The sequence below is a fragment of the Nocardiopsis listeri NBRC 13360 genome, from assembly GCF_001570765.1.
Lineage (GTDB): Bacteria > Actinomycetota > Actinomycetes > Streptosporangiales > Streptosporangiaceae > Nocardiopsis > Nocardiopsis listeri.
In genome coordinates this window covers 1-2,221 of sequence record NZ_BCSH01000123.1, presented here as the reverse complement: position 1 = coordinate 2,221, position 2,221 = coordinate 1, and the positions used below count along the sequence as shown (strand labels likewise).

2 protein-coding genes are annotated in these 2,221 nt (G+C 71.8%); both read left to right on the top strand.

The genetic code is table 11. From position 1 onward, the window contains the following. Positions 1–183 precede the first annotated feature (183 nt). Positions 184–549 (top strand): cupin domain-containing protein, encoded by a 366-nt coding sequence (locus NLI01S_RS24735; protein WP_067609316.1) that lies wholly within the window; start codon positions 184–186, stop codon positions 547–549. Between the two features lie 142 nt (positions 550–691). Then, positions 692–2,158: a nitronate monooxygenase gene (locus NLI01S_RS24730; RefSeq protein WP_067609313.1), complete on the top strand. Its 1,467-nt coding sequence runs from the start codon at positions 692–694 to the stop codon at positions 2,156–2,158. The last annotated feature ends 63 nt before the right edge of the window (positions 2,159–2,221 follow it).

Below are 2,221 nucleotides of genomic sequence, written 5' to 3'. Positions count from 1 at the left end.
CCTCACCCCGACGGCGGATGGCGCCTGCGGGCCCTGCTGTCCACGGAGGAGGGCACGGAGGTCGAGGCCGAACCCGCTCCGGCGTAGGACTTTCGGTTTTTGCCAACCTGGGTTGTATAAACTCCTGTCGTGACCGAGAGTGACGACGGGGCGCCGCGGGACGGTGCCCGAGGAGAGGGAACGATGAGCGAACACGCGGGTCCGAACGGCACGATCGACCTGAAATCCCTGGCCGACGACCTGCTGGGGAAGGCACGAGAGGCGCACGCCCACCGTGCCGCGACCACGGTGTACGGCGATCGGGACTCCCTGTTGCGTCAGACCGCGTTGGCCCTGCTCAAGGATGCCGAACTGGCCGAGCACGACAGCCCACCGGAGGCGACGCTGCAGGTGCTCAGCGGCAGGATCCGACTGAACGGACAGGGACGCGAATGGGAGCTCACCGGCGGGGAGATCGTACCGATTCCACCCGAACGCCACTCCGTGACCGCGCTGGAGGACAGCGTCTTCCTGCTGAGCGTGCGCCGCGAGCCCGCGGGGGAGCGGTGAGCACGACCCCCGACGCGTCCACCTGACCCCGCCACGAGGGGACCTTCCGCTCCGCTGACGGGGCGGAGGGCCCCTCGCCCCCGGTGCCGGTGTGCTCGAAGCTGGTCGGACCGCCCGTTCCTCACCCGCAGGAGTGTCCGCCATGCCCACCGGTTCCACCACCGGCGTACTACCCGCCGTCATCCAGGGCGGAATGGGGGTCGGGGTGTCCGGATGGCGTCTCGCCCGCGCCGTCGCGCGCACCGGCCAACTCGGCGTGGTCTCGGGGGTCGCCCTCGACGCCCAGCTCGCCCGCCGACTCCAACTCGGCGACCCGGACGGAGACATGCGCCGCGCGCTGGACCACTTCCCCGACCAGGGCACCGTCACCCGGATCATGGACCGGTACTTCGTGCCCGGCGGGATACCGACCGGCCGCCCGTTCCGCCCGGTGCCCCGACTCGGCCTGCGCCCGAACCGGGCCCGTGACGAACTCACGGTCGCGGGCAACTTCGTCGAGGTGTGGCTGGCCAAGGAGGGCCACGACGGGCCCGTCGGCGTCAACTACATGGAGAAGATCCAACTCGCGACCCAACCCGCCGCCTACGGGGCGATGCTGGCGGGGGTCGACCACGTCCTGATGGGGGCGGGGATCCCCGGCGAGCTCCCGGGATTGCTCGACGCCTTGAGCACGCACTCGACCACCGAACTCACGGTCGCGGTGGAGGGATCGCAGGAGCGGCACACCGTCGCCTTCGACCCGACCGGCCTCGCCGGACCCGCTCCCCGGAACCTGTTCCGGCCGCGTTTCCTGGCGATCGTCGCCTCCACGGTGCTGGCCCGGTACCTGCACCGCTCTTCGGCCACCCGCCCCGACGGGTTCGTCCTGGAGACCCACCGGGCCGGTGGCCACAGCGCCCCGCCGCGGCGCCGCGAGCCGCTCAACGACGAGGGCGAGCCGGTGTACGGCCCGCGCGACGCGATCGACATCGCGAAGGTCGCCGCGCTCGGACCGCCCTTCTGGCTCGCGGGCGGTCAGGCCACACCGAGGGGGTTGGCGGCGGCGAAGGATGAGGGCGCGGCGGGCGTGCAGGTCGGAACCGTCTTCGCACTGGCCCGGGAATCGGGGCTGACCCCTGGTCTGCGGCAAGGGCTCCTGACCCGAGGGGCGGCCGGAACCCTCCGGGTGCGCAACGACCCCCTGGCCTCGCCCACCGGCTTCCCGTTCAAGGTGGCCCGGGTACCGGACACCCTCTCGGACGAGGAGGAGTTCGCCCTGCGGCCCCGCCTGTGCGACCTCGGTTTCCTGCGCACCCCGTTCCGCAAGGACAACGGCACGATCGGCTACCGCTGCCCCGCCGAACCCGTCGACGCCTACGTCCGCAAGGGCGGGGCGAAGGAGGACACCGACGGACGCCGCTGTCTGTGCAACGCCCTGACCGCCAACGTGGGCCTGCAACAGCACCGTCCCAGTGGCTACGTCGAACCGCCGCTGCTCACCCTGGGCCAGGACCTGGACTTCCTCCCCGACCTGCTGCGCCACGCCGGCCCGGACTTCTCCGCCGCCGACGTCGTCGACTACCTGCTGCCGAAGCAGGAGACCCACGCCCGAACCTCCCTGGTCGAGTAATTCCACGGAGCGGGTGGTTTGAGGGGTGTGGGTGTGGGTGGGGGTGGGGCTGGTGGGGCGCCT